This is a genomic window from Stieleria neptunia (assembly GCF_007754155.1).
Taxonomy (GTDB): Bacteria; Planctomycetota; Planctomycetia; order Pirellulales; family Pirellulaceae; genus Stieleria; species Stieleria neptunia.
Genome location: NZ_CP037423.1, coordinates 3,842,704 through 3,865,748, shown reverse-complemented (window position 1 = coordinate 3,865,748; position 23,045 = coordinate 3,842,704). Strand labels below are relative to the sequence as shown.

Sequence of the window (23,045 nt, the reverse complement as noted above, 5' to 3'; positions counted from 1 at the left end):
CCGCAAACATAGTCGACGAGCGAAGGGTCGCCAGCGCATCTGCTGATTCGACGCGTCACCTTCTTACATGTGATCCATCGCATGCCAGCTCCTTTTGCTTTGGGGCTAATTCGATCGGCCTCAACGGCAGCTCTCCCTGCCACAAGTTTGGAAGCAACCGTTTCTCAAGCCACACGGCAGCTGAGGAAAAAGAACGTCGCGAATCGACGACGTCCCGACCGGCGACTATCGGTTGAAAGCTTGGAAGCCCGTCGCGTTCTGGCCAGCTTGGTCGTGCTCGACTTCACGCCCGATTCGATTGCCGCAGAATGGAACACGGGAAGTTTTTCCGGCGTGTTCTCACCGGGAACCGTCTCTGCCACGAATCAATTCCTGGACTACAACGGCGATAGCCAAATCAGTACCGCCGACGCCGAACTGGCGGCGCGAAAGATCACGGCTCGAGTCAGCCGATTGCTTCTGCCGCTCAAGCAGGCGGGCGTCAACGTGGTGACGATGTACACGCCGGATGTGACCAGTACCGCCGATCCGGGGGAAGGGGAAACGCGACTTGCCGCGGGGCGCGCTTCCGACACGGACAACACCTACGTCATCTATGTCGGCGATCAGCAACCTGCACAATCGCCATTTCGATTCGGTATCGCATCGCAGGCAGCAGCCGGACAAAATCTCGAAAACTACGCTTACGTCTTTGCCGGTGAACTGGCCGATCGATTTTCTGCCGACCAATACGGTTGGAAGAAAGCAGAGAAACTGAAGCCGATTGATTTTACCAATCAAGTGGCATTCGGTATCGCGCACGAATTGGGGCACATGCTCGGCTTGGGGCACTTGAGGGATGCCGAGACGGGGCTTTTTCCTCGCAACTATCACGACGTGATGAATGCGATGAAATATGCGAACCCGGCGATCTCGACTTTCCGCGCGGACGCCAAACACCTGATGGAGATCGGAGATTTCTCGACGAAGACGTTCGACTACGTCGCTGATCTCAATGCGTTTGCCGAGGTGTTCGATTCGATGAGTGTCGATTCGAATGGGGATTTCACACAGCTGACGCTTCCCAACACGCAATACCCCGACGTCCCCACATTCTTGCAACTTTATGGATCGGAACCGGGACCGGCCTATCCGATTCCGGTACCGAATTCATCGGTGCCTCCGTCGACCATGGGACAGGCTTCCGATCACACGATCAACAGCATCGCCGGTTCGATCACCTCAGGCTTCAACTCGGTTCGGTCCGACGTTCTGGAAAAGTTTTCCGATCGACTCAACCTTCCGGCAAACGCGTTGCCGTTGATCGACAGCGATCTCGGGGATCTGTTGCAACTGGGCGACGCATTGTCCGCCGCGATCCCCGCAATCAATGCCTCCGCGTCGACAACGATGTCTCAGTTACGAACAACGCTGACCGGCGCCGGGTTCACCATCGACTACGCATTGACCGACGCGGAGTTCGTCGCGTTGGCGAGTGGGTCCCCGGCGGATTTCATTCGAGTGAGCCGCGCGTACACGCTCGCCGAGATCGCGAAATCGGCGACACTTTCACCCTCGGCCTTAACCGGCATCGGAGAACTCGCCGGCGTCAATTTGACCGGTCAACTGGACGTCTCTGCCGACATCGCATTGACGATTTCTTTCGGCGTCGACTCCGGCGGGTTTTATCTGGTCCCCGGCAACGGCCTCGTTGGCAATCTGACCGTCGGCGGAAATTTGAACGCCACAGCGGGACTCGGTAGCGTGACGGGCAACGCCGCGCTCTCGTTTTCTCCGTCAGTGCTGCTCCGCACGTCGGATGCGGACGGGCGAGTTCGACTCGATTCCCTCTCCGGCCAGTTTGCCAGTTCGACGGATTTAATCGTCAACGGCGGATCCGGCGTGAACCTGGATTTCAAGTATCCGATTCCAGGGTCACCCGATTTTTCATTCGCAGGAGATTGGGTCTGGGATTTACAACCTGACGGAAGCGGTTTCGTTTTGGATGCCGCAAATTCAGGATTTGACACCGATGCGTTTCTCAATTCCCTGGCGGATGCAATCGGTGTCGGCTTGAACAAGCTGTCCGGCCAAGCGCAAGACTTGCTCGGGAATGTCCATGACATTCCCCTTGTCGGATCGGGTTTGAGCGCCGCGATCCTGCCGTTGGTGACCGACACGTTGTCCTACAACAATCGATGGGGAACGGCAGAGACCTACTTGGCCGAACGGGGACTTCAGATCGTTTCCGCGGTGTCGCCGCAGGACATTGTCAATGGAACCTATCTCCAAGGCGATCTGATTCAGCTGCAGTTGCAGCGCACCGTGATGCGTGACGTTCCTCTTTCGTTCACCGCGACGGGGCAGACGCTGAACTTCGGCAACGGCCCGACGCCGGTCACCGTGGGCGTAGCCGGCCAGGTGTCGGTGGATCCGAGTTTGACATTCAGCATGCAATTTGGGCTCGAGGCGACGCGTGGCCCGTATGTGCTTGAGGGGGCGTCAATGGTCGGCCAGCTGCCGGTGACGATTCCGGTTGCCAGCCCATTGATCGGCACACTCGACATCGGCAATCTGTTGGCCGTTTCGGCGATGGCCAGTGGTACGATCGACGCATCCTCCACGTTTACCCTGAGTGATTTCGACACCAACCCGAACGAAAAGTTCTATTTGCGCGAACTCAATCTGGCAATCGAAAACGGACGTAACGGTGACCCGAATGATCCGCAGCAGCAATCCGTCAAAACAGATGGCAGCCTGAATTTAGACTTGCAACTGTCCGTCGATTCACCCAGCACCAGTTTGCCCAAGGTGCTCCGCGACGTCATCACCAACAGCTTCTCTTGGCAGGCGGAAGTGACGTACCAGTGGCCCGAGAATGTTGGCAGCTACGAATTGGTCAGCTATCCAACCTTTCCCGATTTTGAGACGGCGCTGCGCAACAAGTTCTTCCAGGAACTCGATCAATTCAATCCTCTGCCGAAGGAGTTGAGAAACTTTCTTGCACAGCCACTTCCGTTTTTCAATCGAACCGTCATCGATATCGTTTCAGCGAGCGAAGGGGCCAAGCTGTTTTTGAATTCGGGCGACTCATCCTACGCCAGCGGTGATGTCGAGTCAGAGATTGATCAACCGCCCGATGGAAATGGCGAATACGTCGATTTGAACTATGACTTTAGCGATCTTTCCAGTGTGATCGCTTTACTGAAAGGCGAACCCGCAAACCTCTTCTCACTCGACATCTACCAGATTTTCGCTTCGAAAGACTTCGTTTACGAGGTTTACCCGAGAACGACCGTCATGTCGTACATGGGATTTATCAACGGTGACGTTGAGGTCAACCTGGTCGCGGGGCTTCGATTCGGCGTCGATCTTTTTGTCGGTTTGGACACCAACGGCTTTTTCCTGAGAAATGATGCTGAACCGGCCGTCTTTCTTTCGGCTTCGATCGCCGCCCAGCCCGTTTTCACAGGCAGCATTGCGAGTGTTGTCGATTTTGCCGAACTCACCGGCGAAGTCACTTTGGTCGCAACGGGAGGTCTCGATGCACAAATTCCCGAGCAGGATCTTCAAACGCACGCGGACGGAAAAATTCGCGGCACTGATCTGTATCGCGACGGCGAACTCAACGGCAACTATGCCGACCTCTCACTCACGCTGGATCTGAATTGGTCGCTCCAAGGGCGTGTCTTTATCGAGGGCACCAATCTCGAAAAACAAACCGGAACGTACGGCGGGACAAAGCGGCTGTACGAAAAACGTGTCGGTGTCAGTGAACTGACGAGCGAAAATTTTTCGGATCAGTCAGACGACATGAAGAATCGAATTGATTCGATTCGCCTTTGCGGTGCAATCGGTGCAACGAACTATGCACATCTCTGCCCGACCGACATCATGATCGACCCGGAAAAAGAGAAAGAACGAATCACGGCAATCGTCAACGGCGCCGTTGACAAGGCCGACCGAGACGGGCAGACGGTTAAAGCCAACACCTACGACAAGTCGGATGAGGGCCACGAGAACGCAACCCGGATCTACAACAGTCTTCGAAAAGGCGTGCCAGGAGCGGCGCTGCTGCGCGATTTTGAGTCCTACCTGCAGCATCCCGAGAAGCAACTGGAGTTGTTGAAAGACGTTCAAGCGAAACTACCCACTCCGGTTCCGGCGACGCCCGAAAATCCACTCGGGTTACCCTCGCCCCCGGACCCGCGTGACGTCTTTGGGCTGACGTGGGTCAGCACTCCGACGGCACCGGACGATCAGGCAACTTTTTCAACCGACGTCCAGGGAAACACACTGTACGTGACCTGGTTCGAGAATCACGGCTTTGACCTGTATCAGCAAGAGGACGACTTGGCAGCAACCCTGCGCGTCGCGTACGAGGACAGCAAGTTCGTGATCGACGGCATCGACTTTGTGACCGACGTGACCATCGCACAGCAAATCAGCACCACGACGGTTCATGACAGCGAAACCCAAGCGGTCATTTTTCCGAATCGGGTCGTCATCGATCCGGGAACCATCACGCGTCTTGTCGTCACGGGGTCGTCACGTTCGGACGTCATTTTGGTCGACGGCACACTGCCTGTTCCCGTCACGATCCTGGGCGGCGACGGCGACGACTATTTGCAAGGCTCCATTCACGACGATTACATCTCCGGAGGTTTTGGAAATGACATCATCCTCGGAATGGCGGGCAACGATGACTTGGCCGGTGACGGAGACGATGACATCCTGTTCGGAGACTACGGAAATGATACGCTCGACGGTGGATCGGGAAACGACACGCTCAATGAAGAGGTGGGCGACGATATCGGCGGACTTTTCTTGGTGCCCCCGTCACGCCACTCAGAAATCAATATCATGTTGGGTGGAAGCGGCAATGATTTGCTGCTGGGATCGCCTGGAAATGACGACATGGACGGCGGACTCGGCAACGACACTTTGTCCGGCGGATCGGGACAGGACACCCTACGCGGCGGCCCCGATTCGTTGCAGGTCGCTTACATCGCCGAAAACGAATCCGATCATTTAAACGGCGGGGACGACGACGATACGCTGTACGGCGGAATCGGAAATGACCTATTGATCGGGGATCATGGAGACGACGAAATCCATGGCGGCGTCGACGATGATATTGCCTATGGCGATGACGTCGAACGACAAAAGACCGGGGCCGATATTCTGCACGGCGATGACGGCGACGACGTACTCTATGGCGGCGCCGATGCCGATCGGATCTATGGCGGACGCGGCGCCGACTTTCTGCACGGCGAGGCGGGCAATGACACGCTGGTCGGTGCCATTCTCAATGACGAGGAAGCCGCCGGGGACGGTAACGATGCACTCTACGGCGGTGACGGCAACGACACATTGATTGCGGGACGAAGTGGCACCACGCTCCGTCGCTTCAAAGGCTTGGCCGATTCGTTACCCTACGATTTGTTACGAGGTGGCGATGGCGACGACTACCTTGTCGGTGGGTCGGGACGCGACGTCATCGATGGCGGGCGTGGTGGGGATCTTCTTGAAGGCGGTGACGGCGACGATTACCTGTCGGCCGGCGGCGGACCTGACGGTTCCGACCCCAATTCCAGCCAAGATGTGCTTCGCGGTGGGGATGGCAAAGACGAGCTACTGGGCAGCGATGGGATCATTATCGTCGCTGGAACTCCTGTCGCCGTCGGTTCACGGTTGGAAGGCGGCGCTCAGGATGACGTCTTGATCGGCGGTGCCCTCGAAGCCGACGTGATGATGGGCGGACCGGGAACGGACGAACTGTTCGGTTTGGCCGGCGATGACCAATTGTACGGCCACGATGATTCGGGCCAGAACGATGACAACCTCCGCGATCTGCTGCACGGCGGCGCCGGCGATGATTGGTTGCAAGGCAATGGGGGACCCGATTCGATCGAAGGCGGAGAAGGCGACGATCTGATTTACGGACAGGACGGCGATGACACACTCAACGGCGATGAGGGTAACGACACGATCGCTGGCGGCAATGGCGATGACACGGTCGTCGCGGGAATCGGCAACGATTTGGTCGTCGGCAACGCCGGCGCTGACGAGTTGCACGGCGGAGACGGAAACGATCTGATCTTCGGCCACAGCGAATCAGGCATCGACGACGACGACGCAGCGGATCAACTCTTTGGCGACGAGGGCAGCGATGAGCTTCACGCTCAAGGTGGAAATGACCAGGTCTTTGGCGGTGATCATGACGACTCGATCTTCGGAAGCCTCGGTGACGACCAGCTGCACGGTGGCCCCGGCAATGACCTGATCATCGGTGATCAAGGCGACGATACGATCCAAGGGGACGAAGGGAACGATACCATCGCCGGTGGATCTGGCGCCGACACCATCGCGGGAGGCGACGGTGATGATGTCGTCGAAGCCGGATCAGGAAACGATTCCGTTACCGGAGGCGCCGGAAAGGACGTGCTCTATGGAGGTGATGGCGACGATGTCATCTCCGGTGGCGAACAAGATGACTGGATCGTCGGCGAGTCGGGAAACGACCAGATTTTCGGCGACGACGGCAATGATGCTCTGGACGGTGGGAAGGGCGTCGATACCATCGAGGGCGGTGCCGGCGACGACGTCTTGATCGCCGGCTCTGGCGTCGGCAATGTCCTCCGAGGTGATGACGGCAATGATGTCATCACCGGATCCGACGAAGGAAGTGAGACCGACCCGGATTTCACCGATTCCATCTACTTCGGTGATTTCATCGATGGCGGTACGGGAGCCGACACCATCAACGGCCTCGGCGGTGCAGACCACATCCTCGGTGGCGATGGAGATGATTCCATTAGCGCCGGCGGCGGAAGCGACTTTGTCCAAGGCGGCTCGGGCGACGACGTCCTCTCCATGGGGACCGGGACGAACGATGTCGGACACGGCGATGCCGGCAATGACGTTCTTCACGGATCGCTGTTCGGCAACGACCTCCTGATCGGTCACTCCGGTGATGACAAGCTATTCGGCTATGGCGGCAATGACAGCCTGCAAGGCGGTGACGGCGATGACTTCTTGGACGGTGGCGTCGGAACCGACCTGATCACCGGCGACGACGGGGACGACGAATTGGTCGGCGGTGGCGGGGTCGGAGACCAGTTGTTCGGCGGCGCCGGCAACGACGTGATTCGCGGCAGCGACGACGGAGCCGATATCGCCGACGGCGGCCCCGGAAAAGACGTGATCTACGGATACGCGGGCAACGATTCGTTGTCCGGTGGCGCCGATGACGACGTGATCCATGGGGGCCTGGGTGACGACTTGATCCAAGGCGGTTCGGGCAGCGACACGTTGCTCGGCGAAGCAGACCACGACATCCTCTACGGTCATACGTTTGCCGGCACCGGAGATGACAACGCGGTCGACTACCTGTACGGCGACTTTGGCATCGGCGCCGTCGGCACCGCCGTGTTGGTCACGATGGGCACTCCCGGCCGCGATCAACTGTTCGGCGGCGGCGGAAATGACCTGTTGTTCGGCGAAGGCGACGACGATGCGATCGATCCCGGCGCGGGATCGAGCAACGTCGTCAACTTCGGCGGCGGTGAAGCTGTCGATCCGAATGCGTTTATCGCCCCCGCTGCGACAGCCGATCCTGTCGTCACAAGTCAAACACTTCCCAATGCACAAGCCGCCACACTCCCCAGTGGCAATGATGAATCCGGTCGCTGGAATGGCGTCGATGGATCAGCCGGCCCCGACGGTATCAGTGGTCGTGTCGCGTTGGCAATCGAACCGGCAATCGCGATCGATGCAGGCATTCGTTATGTCGCTTGGGCGGACGATCGATCGGGGAATTCAGAAATCTACGTCGCTCGCCATGACGCCATCAATGGATGGACTCAGCTGGATCAGTCCGCCGGATACGGAGGCCTGTCGAAGAGCGAAACGTCCTCTCGTCAACCATCGATCACCATCGATTCCAGCGGTCGTCCCGTCGTGGTGTGGATGGAGCAGGCGGGGACGCAATCCGATGTTCATGCCGTCATCTGGAATCCAATCGATCAAAAATGGGATTCATTTGGCGCGGCTTCACAGTCAAGCAATGTCAGCCAAAGCGGCAAGGCGAGTAGCCCCAAAGTGGTGGCAGCAGCCTCGGGCATCGTGTTGTTTTGGATCGACCAAACCACGGGAACACGCGATCTGTCCGCGTTTCGATTCGACCCAACCACGGACGAGTGGATCGGTTTGGACGGGTCGTCCAACGGCTTCGGAGTTTGCTTGACCCGCGATGTGATCGATTACTCGGTGGATGTCGACGACGCCAAACTCGCGATCGGATTCACTCAATCCGACGGGGCGGTCTTGAACGTTCACGTCAAAGAATTCGGCGGAGTCAATTGGACCAATCTGTCAACATCCGCCGTGACAGGCATCAGCAATGCGTTTGAATCGGCATCTCAGGTGAGCGTCGCCTACCATCAAGGCGAACTCTTTGCGGCGTGGACGGATTCGCTTGCCGCCGATGAATTTGGTTCCGAGGTCTATGCCCGCCGTTGGAACGGAACCGGTTGGGAATTCGCGGGAACCGGCTCCGCGATCGGTCGCGGTGTGTCGGGACCGAGTCGCCAGTCGTTCGGGTCCGCCCGTCAGCCGGTGTTATCGTCCGATGTCGGCCAACTCTATCTCAGTTGGATCGATCAAACCGACGCCAATGATCCCGGCAAAGTGTTCGTTCGCAAATGGGTTGGGAATCAGTTCCAAGAATCCATCCGCGGTGACTCGAGCGGGGCCGGCGTCGTTCGCAAACAGGACACGATTCGAGCCATCGAAACGGCGGTGGATTCCACTGGCCAGCTTTGGCTAACGTGGTCGAGCGAACAAGCAGGGACCGGTTGGATCGGAATGGTCGCCCAAGGCGAAGTAGCGGCGAATACTTACTTCGCCGACGCGACGAACACAGTCGCAAACATTTTGTCATCGATCGACCTCAACCCCGTTGACCGGATTGTGATCGTCGCCGATCAACCGGTCGGTTTCACCGTCGACGCCGCGGATTCCGGCGTGCACATCCTGGGCGAAACGGGCGTGGCGATCAACGGAATCGTCCATCTCAACGGCGCCGACAAAGTGACGCTGCAGAACGTCACGATCCATGGATTGCTGACCATCGAAAATGCGACGGACTTCACGCTACGCGATTCCTCGGTTAACGTTCAAACGACTGCGGTCCTTGGCGGCAGCAATGTGAGTTTTATTCGAAACGCGTTCGACTCCGCCGTGACGCTTTCCGAAGCAACGTCCCACGTGACTCTGGCTCACAACCAATTCAATCACGGACTAAGTCTCACCGGTACGGCGACCGCGATCACGATCGTTGCCAATGCCGTGTCCGCAAACGGAATCTTGGTTTCCGGCGAGACCTCGGGCAGGATGATCAACAACTCGATTTCAGGAACCCTCGATTTGCAGGCCGCTTGGAACGGCGTCATCGAAAACAATCGGCTGCACGGTTCAGCGATCGGGCTGCACTACGCCGCCCCGGCGGAGTTACGAAACAATCGGATCGAATCCAATCTCACCGGCGTGGTCGTCGATTGGGCTGATTCGGTCGGCGGCTTCGGCGCTACCGGATCCCTTGCAAGCAACCAGATTTTTGGCAACACGACCGGCGTCCATCTCAACGTGCCCGGATCCATCGTTGCGGGGCAACAGATTTTCAACAACGGGCTCGGAGTCTCCGGCGTCGGACGCGTCGGCGGAGACGATTCCCTGCATCCGAATCAAATCTACAAGAACCAGACGGGCGTTTCGGCTTCGGGCCGTGTTGAATTTAATGTCATCGCTGAAAATCAGATCGGAGTTGCATCCTCGACGATGCAAACGATCACGCACAATGAATTCAGGAACAACGACATTTCTGTTGATGTCGACGGAACAATCAGCACGCGGGTTCTTAACAACACGTTCTCCGAGACCTCGGGCATCAACGTTCATGTCCACAACAATGCAAGTGAAACGGAACTTCGCGGCAACATCATGTCGACCACCGGCGGAACCAACGTGGTGGTGTTGCCGGACAGCGAATCCGGCTTCTTTTCCGACCACAACCTGCTGCACGCCGACGGCGGTGGTCATTTGGTTCGTTACTCGTTGACGAATTTTGACGACATTCTCGATTGGCAAAGTGACCTTCGTGCGTTTGATTTGAACTCTTTTGGGACGACTGTCGTCTCGCCCGTCGGCGTCGAGCCCATCTACTCTTTGGAATCCACTTCCGCGAATCGACTGATCCATGCGGCGGCGAATCAGCGCAGAACGGGACCTGCGACTGACGGAGGCGACCCGTTAACGCGAGTCGATTTGACGACCGCGTCCAACCTGATCTCGAACCCCGTGTTCGATGGCGGTCTGGGTGGCTGGACGGCTTCACCAACGCTGGTCAGTTCATTCGCCTCAACGGCCTTCTACCAAGGCCTTCAGTCGTTGCGGATCAATACGGCAGTCTCCGGCACCCTTTCTCAGGTGAAAGGCCTGGCTGCAGCGGGCGTTGACTTGGCAAACATTGACGCCGGACTGTTGGACGCCATCGCATCGATCCGTGTTCGGGTCGATGGCAGCGACAACTTACCATCGACACTGCGGCTGGAGATCACTTTCCGCTCGGCATCCAACTCCGTCTTAAAGAGTGTGCCGATCGAAACTGCCGCATCAACCGATCGCTGGTACTTGGTCGGTGAAAGAATCGCTGTCCCCGTCGGGACGCGTTCGATCGAATACCGAGTGGTTTCTGACGGAGCCGGTTCGGCAGGAACCCATGAATTCATCGACGACGCGTATCTGGCGATCGTCGACGACAACGACGCGCCGGACTTGGGATCGATCGCGGGCTTGCCATCAGACATGAATACCGCCTCAGGCCCGCGTCTGTACTTGCGAGCGCCTGACCTGTACATCGACTGGGAACGCGACGTTCCGAAAACCATTCGCTGGGACACGCATGACGTGCCGGCCAATGAACCGATTCGGATCGAGCTGTGGCAAGATACCGCCGACGGCCCCGCGTTTGTCACCACCATCACCTCGGCAACCGCAAATGACGGCAGGTTTTCCTGGACGCCGATTTCCAGCGGTATCGATTACGGGACACATGGTCTGCGTCTGCAGCTTTCGCTGGTCAACGACCGAGTCGTTTTCGATCGCAGTTTTGAATCGTTCAGCGTGCCGGAAAACTCATCCAGCTTTTTCGTCAATGATGCATCGACGATCAACGACGAATACACCTCCGCCCCGGGCAGTCACCGCAACACCGGTCGGTTGGCGTCGGCGCCCAAGCCCTCCATCGACTCCGTGCTGCGAACCTACACGCTGTCTGCCGGCGACCGTGTTTTTTCAGACAACGGCGACTATCGAATCTTCCATCCGGTGACTCTTTCTAATGTTCCGGGCGTGGGAGACGATGAAGGGTTCGTCCTGCGTGGCGCACAATCGGGCACGACGTCGCTTCGGCATGCCGGTCCGACCACCATCGCGCCGTTGGTGAAACTTGTCGATGCCGACTTCGTCACGATCTCCGACCTGCAATTGAGCGGCGCGGAGTATGGACTCTACGCGACCGATGGGACGACAGCTCTAACCGCCGAGCGTCTCGACGTCAGCGGCAATGCACTGGACGGGATCTATCTGGGTAACGGGTCCTCGCTGAAACTTTCCGAAATCACGGCCTCGGAAAACGGCCGGTACGGAATTTTCTCCAAGGGCTCGGTGGTCGATCTGTTGTCGATCCAAGCTTGGGGAAATGGTAGCGACGGAGTACAAATCATCGGCGCCGTCGATCACGTTGATGCGTCACAATTCCACAACAATGCAGGCAACGGATTATGGTTGAATCAAGCCGGCGATGTCACGGTCACCTCCAGTTCGGCGTATCGCAATGCAACCTACGGCATGCAGCTCAGCGGTCTGGCCGCAGGGGCCACGATCGGGGACGACGACCTATCGCTCGGCTTGGGGAACAAGTTTTACGAAAACGGCAATGACGGTCTCTATGCCAGTGGAACGTTTTTGATCGCCGGCAATCTCGCCTACGGGAACGCGTCTGGAGCCGGCATCCGAAGCAATTCCGACGGCATCATCCGGCACAACGTTTCGTATGGAAACCTGGTCGGGATCGATTCCTGGGGATCTGTCATCGGCAATCGTGTTTTCGCCAACCGTCACGGCGTAACCGGCTATTCCAACGAATCGATCCGCGAGAATGTCATCTATTCGAACGACGACGGAATCACGACAAGCGATCCGGTTTCCAACATTTACAACAACCTGATCTACGACATCACCGATGTCGCGATCGGGCTGACCCATCCCGCGGCATCCACGGAAATCAAAAACAACACCGTGGTCCTGTTTGGCGACGCCACGGCACTCGAGATCACCCACGGTGGCGGTCCGGCGATTTCAAACAACATTTTTGTCGTTGGTGATGGCACCGCCTTTCGACTGGATGCATCCAGCCAGCTCACTCATCGATCCGATTACAACCTGTTCTCCGTTACCGGTAACGGAAACTTGGGAGTGTGGGCCGGCTCGCCGCGGGCCACGCTCAACGCATGGCAACTCGCAAGCGTTTCCGACACTTCCAGCCTTGTAGGTGCCCCAAGCTTCGTCGATCCGTCTGGACCGGATGGGATCATCGGATCAAACGGGCTTTCGCGAGGATTCGATGACGATTTTCATTTGCAGAGTCTGTACGGAAGCCTGCACGGCCAGAGTTCCGCTCCAATACTCGATCCGTCAACCGGTTTACCCGTCTTCGCGGTTGGCACCTGGACCGTTGACGCCGTTCAATCCGTCGGCATCGACCGCGGTGACGAATCCGTCTCGGTGGGCGACGAGCCGAACGAACACGGCGGTTACATCAATCTGGGCGCGTACGGCGGCACCACAGCGGCCTCGAAAAGTCCGGCGCTGTTCATGCTCGTTACTCGACCCGCCGCTGCGGCGGAATGGCCCGCGGGTCAATCGTTCCAAGTCCATTGGCGGACGAATGACGTTGCCGGGACGGTTGATGTCAGCCTGATTCCCGAAGGCGGCGGAGACGCAATTCTTCTCGCCGACGACACGACCAATGACGGACAGTTTTTCTACACCGTCGATGGTTCGATTGTACCCGGTCGTTATTACGTTCAAGTCCAAGCCGCAAGCGGATTGATCGGTACATCCCCCAGCCCCATCAAGATCACGGGCCAGATCAATGCCTACTACGTCAACATCGCCGACGATACCGACCTGAGCGACAACCAATACACCACCGCAGCTGGAAATCCTTCGGCCAGTGGTACGTCACCGGATGCGCCAAAGTCATCGATACGCGAGATCTTGTTCGCCTATGACCTCGAACCCGGTGACGTCATCTATGTCGATTCGGGAACCTACACGGTCGAATCCAACATCGTGATTGACGCGGAAGACTCCGGAGTTCGCATCGTCGGCCCGACCGACGTCGACAATCCCGCGATCCTCAACCGCGGCAACACCGTCGACGGAAGCTATGTCTTCGACTTGGTCGGCACCGATTCGGTCACGATTTCGAATCTGTCGATCACCGGTGCCTACAGCGGAATCAACTTGGGACCAGATGCCGGCAACACGGACACGACGATCTCCGGCAACGATCTGTTCGGCAACCAGAATGACGGGATCAGCGTCCGGCCTGGCAATACCAACACCTTGATCGAAAACAACAAGATCCACGACAACGTCACTTACGGGGTCTGGATCGACGGCGATCGAACCACCGTCTCGGGCAACAGCGTCTACGCCAACGCGTACGGCATCCAGGCGGGCTACGTCGGAAACGAACCGCTGCGGACGATCACCGGCAACCTGGTTCACTCCAATACCTACCGCGGCATCTACCTCTACCATGCCGGCACCCTGGCGATCGATAACGAGGTCTACGGTCACACCGCGGGCGTCGGGATCTACGTCGACGCGAATGCATCGGCCAGCGGTAACCTCGTGCACGGAAACGACGTCGGGATTCAGACGCACGCTTATACCACGGTCGATTCGAACCAGGTCTACGACAACCGCGTCGGTATTCGAGGCGACTACGCCTACGATGCTAACCTCACGGGCAACCGAATTTATTCCAACAGCGAAGGGATTCGGATCGAGGGACAAAACAACGTCACCATCGCCAACAACTTGGTCTATGCGAACACGAACTCAGCGATCTACTTGCGCGACGGCTACTTGAACGCAGGGATCATCGGCAACACACTCTACCAAGCGGTCGGCGATGCGGTGACGATCGAGTACTCTAGCAATGTCCAACTTTCCAACAACATCCTGTGGGTCGAAGACGGTGTCGCGATCACGGTTGCCGGCGACGCACAGGTTGGTTTTGGCAGCGATTTCAACCTCTTCCACACACCCGCTGCTGGAATCGTAGGACGTTGGGACGGACGGGAATTGGATGATTTGGTCGCATGGAAATTTGAACTCGGCTTCGACCCCAACGGACTCGTCGGCGACCCGATGTTGCTGGACATCGACGGTACCGATGACCTGCTCGGGTTCAGACGCGAGGTGCTCTCCACAAGAATCGTCGACGACGGTGACGCCGGATTCAGCACCACTGGGACCTGGACGACGTCGACCACCGCCGGCGGGAATCCAGGCGGATTCGCCGATGATTACCGCCAAGGCGATCTCGCAGACAACGGCACGGCGACCTGGACTTTCGCCAACCTGACCCCAGGTGCGACCTATCGTGTGGCGGCAACTTGGCTGCAAAACGACTACGCCGAAGCGCAATATCGAATCAGCGATGCCGGTCGTGTGATCGGCGTGATCAACACGAATCAGTACAACCATGTTCCCGATGACTTTGTCGCCGACGGTCAAGCGTGGGAATCGTTCGGCAGTTTTGTCGCCACCAGCAACTCGATGCAAATCACACTGCTGTCGGGTGTCGGCGGAAACCAGTTCCCCTACGCCGATGCGATGCGGTTGGATGAAATCGTCGGGGATCGCGGCAATGATGATGATTTTCATCTGCGCAGCAATTCGCCGGCGATCGATCGTGGCAATCCAGTCTCGCCCTCCTTCCGAGAACCACTGCCCAGCGGCGATCGGATCAACCTGGGCGCCTACGGCAACACCGCCGAGGCGACCACCAGCAACGCCCAAACCGTTCAAGTGTTGTCGCCGGTCGGACTGGAGAAATGGACCGCCGGCGACACAGAAACGATTCGTTTTCGGACCGGCGGCCTGACCGCCAACCGGGCCGCCCTGTTGATCAACGCCGGTGGAACCGCGTTGGACGGTTGGAGCGAAAACGGATACCAGGTGGGCGGCAATCAGACGACCATCGATCAGCCGGTCGATCTGACCCTCGTCACCCATCCTGCTCCCAGCGAGGTCTATCAAAGCTATTCACAAAGCCCCAGTTCAGCCGAACCGCTGAGCTATGCGATCCCGCTTCCCGGCGGCAGCTACACGTTGCGATTGCACTTCGTTTCGACACCGGACTCGAACTTTGACCTCTTTCTTCAGGGACAAGTCGCCGAGGCGGGTGTGGACTTGGCGGCCCAAGCGGGCGGCGCGGCGATCGGCCTTGTGAAAGAGTTTTCGGTCACGGTGGTCGGCGATGAAGGGCTGTCGATCCAAATGATTAGTTTGAACGGTTGGTATGCCGAAGGCTTGGCTGGGATCGAAGTCTTGCAGCCCAACGCAGATGGAACCGCCAACCCGACCGCCGCGATCGACATCTCCAAAGACAACGGCGCGACGTGGACGGAGATCGTCAATGGAGTGCCGATCGATTCGCTCGGTCGCGGTCGCTACGACTGGACGATTCCAACAAGCTTTATCACCAGCGACTCGACGGCAATGACGCGTGTCCGCAGTGGCAGCGTCAGCGGACGTTCGGCAGGCAGTTTCATGATCACGCCGGCCGGCAATCAGTTCTACGTCAACATCCCCGGCGACGCCGACCTGACCGACAACCACTACACCACCGTTGCGGGTGACAATGCCGCCAGCGGTCGATCCCCCGACGCGCCGATGGCTTCGATCGCCGCGCTCTTGCGGGTCTATGACTTGGAACCCGGCGACACGATCTACGTCGATACCGGGACCTATGACCTGTTCACCAACATCGTGATCGGCACCGGAGATTCCGGAGTTCGCATCGTCGGCCCGACCGACGTCGACAATCCCGCGATCCTCAACCGCGGCAACACCGTCGACGGAAGCTATGTGTTCGATCTGGTCGGCACCGATTCGGTCACGATTTCGAATCTGTCGATCACCGGTGCATCCAGTGGAATCAACCTGGGCGTTGACGCGGCCAACACCCACACGGTCATTTCCGACAACGACATCTTCGGCAACGAACGCCATGGCATCAGGATCCAGAGTGGCAACACGGACACCTTGATCGACGGCAACGCGATCCATGACAACGTCGACCATGGCGTCCAGGTCGAAGGGAATCTTGTCACCGTCTCGGGCAACGCCGTCTACGCCAACCGGTACGGCATCCAGGCGGGCTACGTCGGAAGCAATCCGATTCGGACGATCACCGACAACGTAATCCATTCCAACGCCCAGTGGGGCATCTACGTGTACGGCGGCGACACCGCGGCAACGGATAACGAAGTTTATGGGCAAACCAGCGGGATCGGCATTTACGTCGATTCGGCGGCGTTGGCCGGCGGCAATCGCGTGCACGGCAACGACGTCGGCATCCAAACTCACGACTCCGCCGCAGTCGAATCCAATCGAGTCTACGACAATCGGATCGGCATCCTGGGCTATTACGCCTACGACGCATCAATCAGCGGCAACCGAATCTATTCCAACAGTGAAGGGATTCGGATCGAGGGACAAAACAACGCCAACATCGCCAACAACCTGGTTTATGCGAACACCAACTCGGCGATCTACTTGCGCGACGGCTACTCGGACGCACGGATCGTCGGCAACACGCTTTACCAACCGGTCGGCGATGCGGTCACGATTGAAGCTTCCAGTGAAGTGCGGCTTTTCAACAATATTGTTTGGGTCGAAAACGGCGCCGCGATCAACGCCGCCGGCGATGCGATAACAGGATTCCGCACCGACTACAACCTTGTGCAACTGGGAGCCGGATCATCGGTTTCGTTCGGAATCTTCGCCGGTACTACGCACGTGGACTTGGCGGCTTGGCGAAATGCGACGGGCGATGCGGTGCATTCCCGAGCGGCGGATCCGTTGTTCTTGGACGTCGACGGGATTGACAATCTGCTTGGATATGTCAACGGAGTCGACTATTCGCGCGACGACAACTGGGCTCTCGCCAAGAATTCGCCGGCAATCGACAGCGGATATAGCTGGCAAGCGTTGTTGACGGATGCCGTCGGTTCGGCGCGTCGAAATGATCTGGCCACACCCGACTCGGGTTCGCCCGAATACGTTGAACTTGCTCCCATCACAGCCCCCTTTGTGGTATCGGGCACCGCAATGGGTTGGAATGGCAGCTTTTCCGACTACGCCTGGCAATACACGCTGCCCTTTGTCTTCCCCTATTTCGAAAAGTCCTCTAGCACGGTGACGATTTCGAGCGGCGGGTTGATTCAATTCGATGGAAACGGCGGTATTTATTGGGACGAAACCGCCCTGGAGCGATTTGCCGATGCATCACAAATCACGGCGTTCTGGGACAACCTTCGAACCGATGGTGCCGACGACGATCTCTTCATCGATGAATCGATTCCCGATCAAGTGACGATTCGCTGGGATGCGACGCACGTCACAGACGGCACTGACATTGATTTTTCCGTGACGCTGTATGCGAACGGCGAGTTTTCATTTCATTATGGAAGTGATGTGACGACATCACCGGTCGCCGGATACGCCAACCAAGAGTTGGATCGGGCGTACACCGCGGCAACTCATGGGACGCAATCGTTTGCCGCCAATCAATCGATCGATTTCGAGCTTTTGCCGGGGCAAGTGGATCTCGGCGCGTTGGAATTTCGTGGATCAAGTGATGACGTGGTTGCCCCCGTCGTCTCGACGACATTCCCCGATGGGATCTCGAAACAGCAATCGATCTCCACACTGATCGAATCGATTCGCATCCTGTTCAGCGAAGAGGTCAACTACTTTGACGCCGGTTCGTTTGCCGCCTATGAATTACGCGAGGCGGGCCCCAACGGAACATTCGGTGACGGCGATGACCTGGTTTACCAGCTGGTTCCCAAGTTCGCTCTCGGCGACTCATTCGTCGACTTACACGTCTTGTTTTCCCAAGGAGCACAAGGCCCGCCTCCCGAAGGTGGCGAGCAATTCGTGGTGCAGGGGCATCTACCCGAAGGCAACTATCAATTCGCCATTCAAAGTGATCTAACCGGCGGCGTCCGCGACACGGCGGGGTTGCTGATGGACGGGGACAATAACGGCACGGCGGGGGGCACGTACGTCCGCCAATTCGATGTCTTTTTCCTGCCGGAGTTTGCTTCGCTTTCGTTGTCGCCGACCGTCAACGAAGGCAGTGCCGCTCGACTCTCGGGGGAAATCACCGACTACAGTTCCGCGACGTCACACTCGGTGCAAGTCGACTGGGGCGATGGAACGCCAGTTGTGACGTACGACATGACCGCCGGCCAAACCTCTTTCCAATTCGACCACGTGTATGCCCAAGACAGTGTTTCGGCACCCTCGGGACGATTCACCGTGTCGGCGACGTTGGTGAACAATCTCGGTCGTTCAAGCCAAGCAAGCAATCCGCATGGGATTGCAGTGAACAATGTTTCGCCGACTCTTTCGAACTTGACCGTGCCGACCGACGTCCACGAAGACCAGGCCTTCATGCTGACCGGCCAGTTGCTGGACGCCGGTGTCGCCGATACCCACTCCTTGTCGATCGACTGGGGGGACGGCAGCGCCGTCGAGCAAGTCGTGCTTGCGGTGGGAAATCGAGACTTCTCGATTTCGCACACGTATACCAATGTCGCATCAAGTCTCACGCCGCTCGATCGAACGATCTCGGTGACGCTTGTTGACGAGGGTTTGATTCCCAGCTCATTGACCCGCATGATTCGGTTGTCATCCACAAACGCGGCCCCTTCGATTGTCAACGGTGTAGTGGGCGTGTTGGAGATGGCGGACAATGGCACGGTTGTCGGCCAGGTAATCAATACCGATCCCGACCGGTTGGCACCCAACGTCGACAGCCAAACGTTTTCCATCGTCGGCGGCACGGGACTGGGCAAATTTGCGATCGATCATGACGGTGTGATCACGGTCTTCAATGGTGCGGCGCTTGATTACGAATCGACCAAGACCTACAGCTTGTTGGTTGAAGTCGTCGACGGCCATGGCGCCAAGGACTCTGCAACGATCACGATCAATCTAGGCAACGTTCCAGAAACCGAAGCGATCAAGATTGACGGCGGCACGGCGCAACGCAGTGTGGTGCGTACGATCACGGTGAATTTTGATTCGGACGTCGTGCTTGACCCCGCGACCTTTGAAATCGGAAGGATCGGAGGCGGGCTGTTCACACCGGCGTTCACCACCGAGATCGTCAACGGAAAAACAGTGGCGACTTTGACGTTTGCGGGGAACTCGGAGATCAGCGGATCACTTGCCGATGGCAATTATCGGTTGCGGGTGAATCACCAGCACGTGACTACCGGAGGAACACAGATGCGAGCCGATTACGTCGACCGTTTCTTCCGACTGTTCGGCGATACCGACGGCGACCGTGACGTCGACGGCCAGGATTACGGACGCTTCGGACTTTCGTTCTTGAAAGCAGCCGGCATCCCCGGATTCAACCCCGCCCTCGACTTCGACGGCGACGGAGACGTCGACGGCCGAGACTACGGACAGTTCGGGAGACGATTCTTAAAGCGGTTGTCGGAGTAGCGTTCCCAATGCCACTTAGGACCGTCGGAAGAATAAGTGGCGGGGATTGATTGTGGGATAGGCTTCCAGCCTGTTGTTTTCGCCATGACAGGCTGGAAGCCTATCCCACTTATTCTTCCGACGGTGCTAAGCGACCGGGCACTGCGACGCTGCCCGAGGCCTTACGGCCAGCGGCTCACCATTGACTCAGCCGATCCCGACTCAATCGAGCCGTCGAAAACGGGGCTGCCCCCGTCGATTCAGGGGGTGAGCCGAAAAAAACACCCTTTTCCGGCTGGATTGAGGGGCACCACCAAGCACAATCAAGCGTCAAACCAGTCCGCTCTGAGCGGCTTGGAATGCCTGAGAACGACGCTGTGGGCGGTTTTTTGGTGCGTTCTACGCCTCTTCCGCAGTGGTCGCTTGGCTGCATCCGAACCCTCCCCACCTCCCGTCGAAACCTCCATGTGGCCCCGTCGCCTGATCGGCAAACACCAACACCCCATGAGAAACCTGTCAACTGTGGGATCGTTTCGTTCGCGACGCCCTCGCGTGGAATCGCTGGAGGATCGTCGGTTGTTGGTGGCGACGATTTCGGTCACCGCGGAGACTCCCGTCGCGATCGCCGAAGATCCCGCCAAGCGGATCGTGTATTCGATGACGCGGGATGAGACCGATGACATCCTGACGGTCAAGTTTCAACTCTCCGGTGATGCCGTCTACGACGTCGACTACACCGCGCGCGAAGTCGAAAACGATACGATTTTCTTTCCCGAGGATCCTCCCGCAAGTGGCCCGGTCACCGCGACGGCGACGTTTTATCCGGGCGAGTCGACGGTCGAATTGTCGGTCAAGCCGATCCGGGACAGCCTGATCGAACGCGACGAAGACGTCGTCGTCACGATCGTCTCGGCGGACGAGTTCGGACCGGTCTACGGTGCCGCGGCACACTTTGTCACCCGGCAGCAAACCGATTACTACGTCGTCGATGATGAAAATCGGTTGGCCACCGTGGACATCGAAACCGGTTGTGTGCACGTCCTGGGCACGATTGACGCCACCCAAACGATTACCGACATCGCGTTCACCGATGACGACGACCTGATCGCGATCACCGCCGATCGGCTGTACCAAGTGCACCCGGACCAAGTCGACGCCGGCGTGATCGCGGCGACCTTCATCAATCTCCACGGCATCCCCAGCGCCAATGCCCTGATTGACAGTCGCGACGGTGACTTCGGCAGTGAATCGGGTGACCTGTTTGCCGTCGGCGCACGCTCACTGGATCTGAAATTGTTAGATCTTGAGACATCCGACGATCTTCTGGTCCTTCAAAGCGTGACCACGGTCTTCGAGATCGACACTGCCCTAGCGGCGCGGCTGCTGCCAAGCGATTACCAGTCCAGCGGCGATCTCGATTACCTTTCGTCAGGGAATTTAATCCTTTCGGCACATCGGCCCAGCGAGAGTTTTGATTCCCTGATCGAAATTCGGACGCCGGGGACCGCTGGCACGATCGAGAATGCTCCCAAGCCCGCTCAAGATCCGGGCGAAGATTTTATCGATGTTTATGGGCTCGCTCTGGACGGTAACGATAGCTACGCCTTTGCCGCACACACCCTGCTATCGGTCAGCCAATTCAGCCGCGACGTCTCACGTGAACTGGAAATGACCGGCCGCCCCTACCTGGTCGGCGCGATGTCATCGGCAACCGGGACGATCATCGGCGACCCCGCCGATCCCCCGGTGATCACACTCAACACGCGACGTAGCAACCCGGGCGATCTTGCGCATGGGACTCAGCCCACCTCTTGGATCCGGCAACGCAGTCAGTTGCGCGACATCGTGATTGAAATTGGGGAGAGCATTGCCAGTCTTCCGCCCGACGGGATCGTGTTGCGCAATCTGGGCGTGACGGGTTTCGAGACGCCCGTCGACATCGCGTTGCGGAGCGACCAAGTCATTTTTGTACCGAACAGCACGACCATCACGATCCAGCTAGACGAGGGACAATTGCCCGACGGGCGTTACCGATTGATCCTTTCACCCGCGGTCACGTCGGGCCCCCAGTTCACCTGGACCGGCGATCGTCTCAATCGGTTCTTCGTTTTGAAGGGCGATTGGAATGGCAACGCCCGCGTCGACCTGCTGGACTTTGCGACGTTTGCTTACTGGTTCGGCCACACAACCAGTGTCGCGCCGGAGTACGTCGATCTGGATGATTCCGGCATCGTCGATGTCGGCGATTTCGCCCCCTTTGAAAACCAGTATGCCGACTTGGTGTCGCTGCCCGGCGCGCCCGATCCGATCACCCCCGACAAGATCGACAAAGCGGAACTGCAGCGGGCGCTCCACTCGGTGCTCAATCGATTGGACGTCAACGGCAGTACCAAAGTGTCGCCGCTGGACGCGCTGAATGTGCTCAACCGTCTCGCATCGGGGTTCCCCACGGCGACCGACTGGCGTTTCGATGTCAACCGCGATGGGAACATCACGCCGCGTGATGCACTTCATGTCCTGAATTACTTGGCACTGCAATCACCGCCGCCACCGGCGTCGCAGTCATCGGCGTCGCCGGCACGTTCGTCGGCCGTGACTTCGTCGGTCGCTGTGCCGTCGTCGATGGTGAATCAGGACGACGACGAGGATCGGCTGCGATTGGAGACGGTGGATGAGTGGTTCGCGGCCCTGGGTGGCGTGCCAACGGTGGGCTGAGATCTCGGTAGGGCATGCTGTGCATGCCAGATGTCACGCACAGCGTGACCTACGAACTGGATTCGCCAGCCGTCGGACAGCCCTCAGTGCCCAATTTGAATGAACCCACGGATGGCAGAGCGTACCCACGGATGAACAGCAGCCAAGGATCCGTGGGTACGCTCTGCCATCCGTGGGCGTTCTCCGTTGCTGTGATTCCGGAGACCGTCGCAACTCGTGTCCAGGCTCAGCCTGGGCTGCGCAATGCGTCGCCGGCTCGGGACGTCGATTGTAGAAGTTGCGGAGTTAATCGTAGCGGAAGTCGTCAAGACTTTCGCGAGCCGCCGGCCCTCTCTGGCGTTTGCTTGCTGCGCAAACGCCGTCTCTCCCAGAGGGGGTTCTTCGTGGATCTTAGTGGGTGCTCTCGAATACTCGGGGAAGTTTTTTTGAGGGATGACTGCGATGTCCGATGGTTCTGTTCTGTTCGGTAGGATGGCGAAGCCAGG

Annotated in this window: 2 protein-coding genes; both read left to right on the top strand. The window is 58.2% G+C overall.

The annotated features are described in order from the left end of the window. Window positions 1-240: 240 nt before the first annotated feature. Window positions 241-19,866: a right-handed parallel beta-helix repeat-containing protein gene (locus Enr13x_RS13445; protein WP_197456009.1), complete on the top strand. Its 19,626-nt coding sequence runs from the start codon at window positions 241-243 to the stop codon at window positions 19,864-19,866. A gap of 483 nt (window positions 19,867-20,349) precedes the next feature. Continuing rightward, window positions 20,350-22,560, top strand: coding sequence for a dockerin type I domain-containing protein (locus tag Enr13x_RS13440; protein WP_145386765.1), 2,211 nt, complete (start codon window positions 20,350-20,352; stop codon window positions 22,558-22,560). The last annotated feature ends 485 nt before the right edge of the window (window positions 22,561-23,045 follow it).

Excerpts from the sequence above, each read along its gene's own strand:
- Enr13x_RS13440 (WP_145386765.1), top strand. The coding sequence starts at position 20,350 with ATGAGAAACCTGTCAACTGTGGGATCGTTTCGTTCGCGACGCCCTCGC.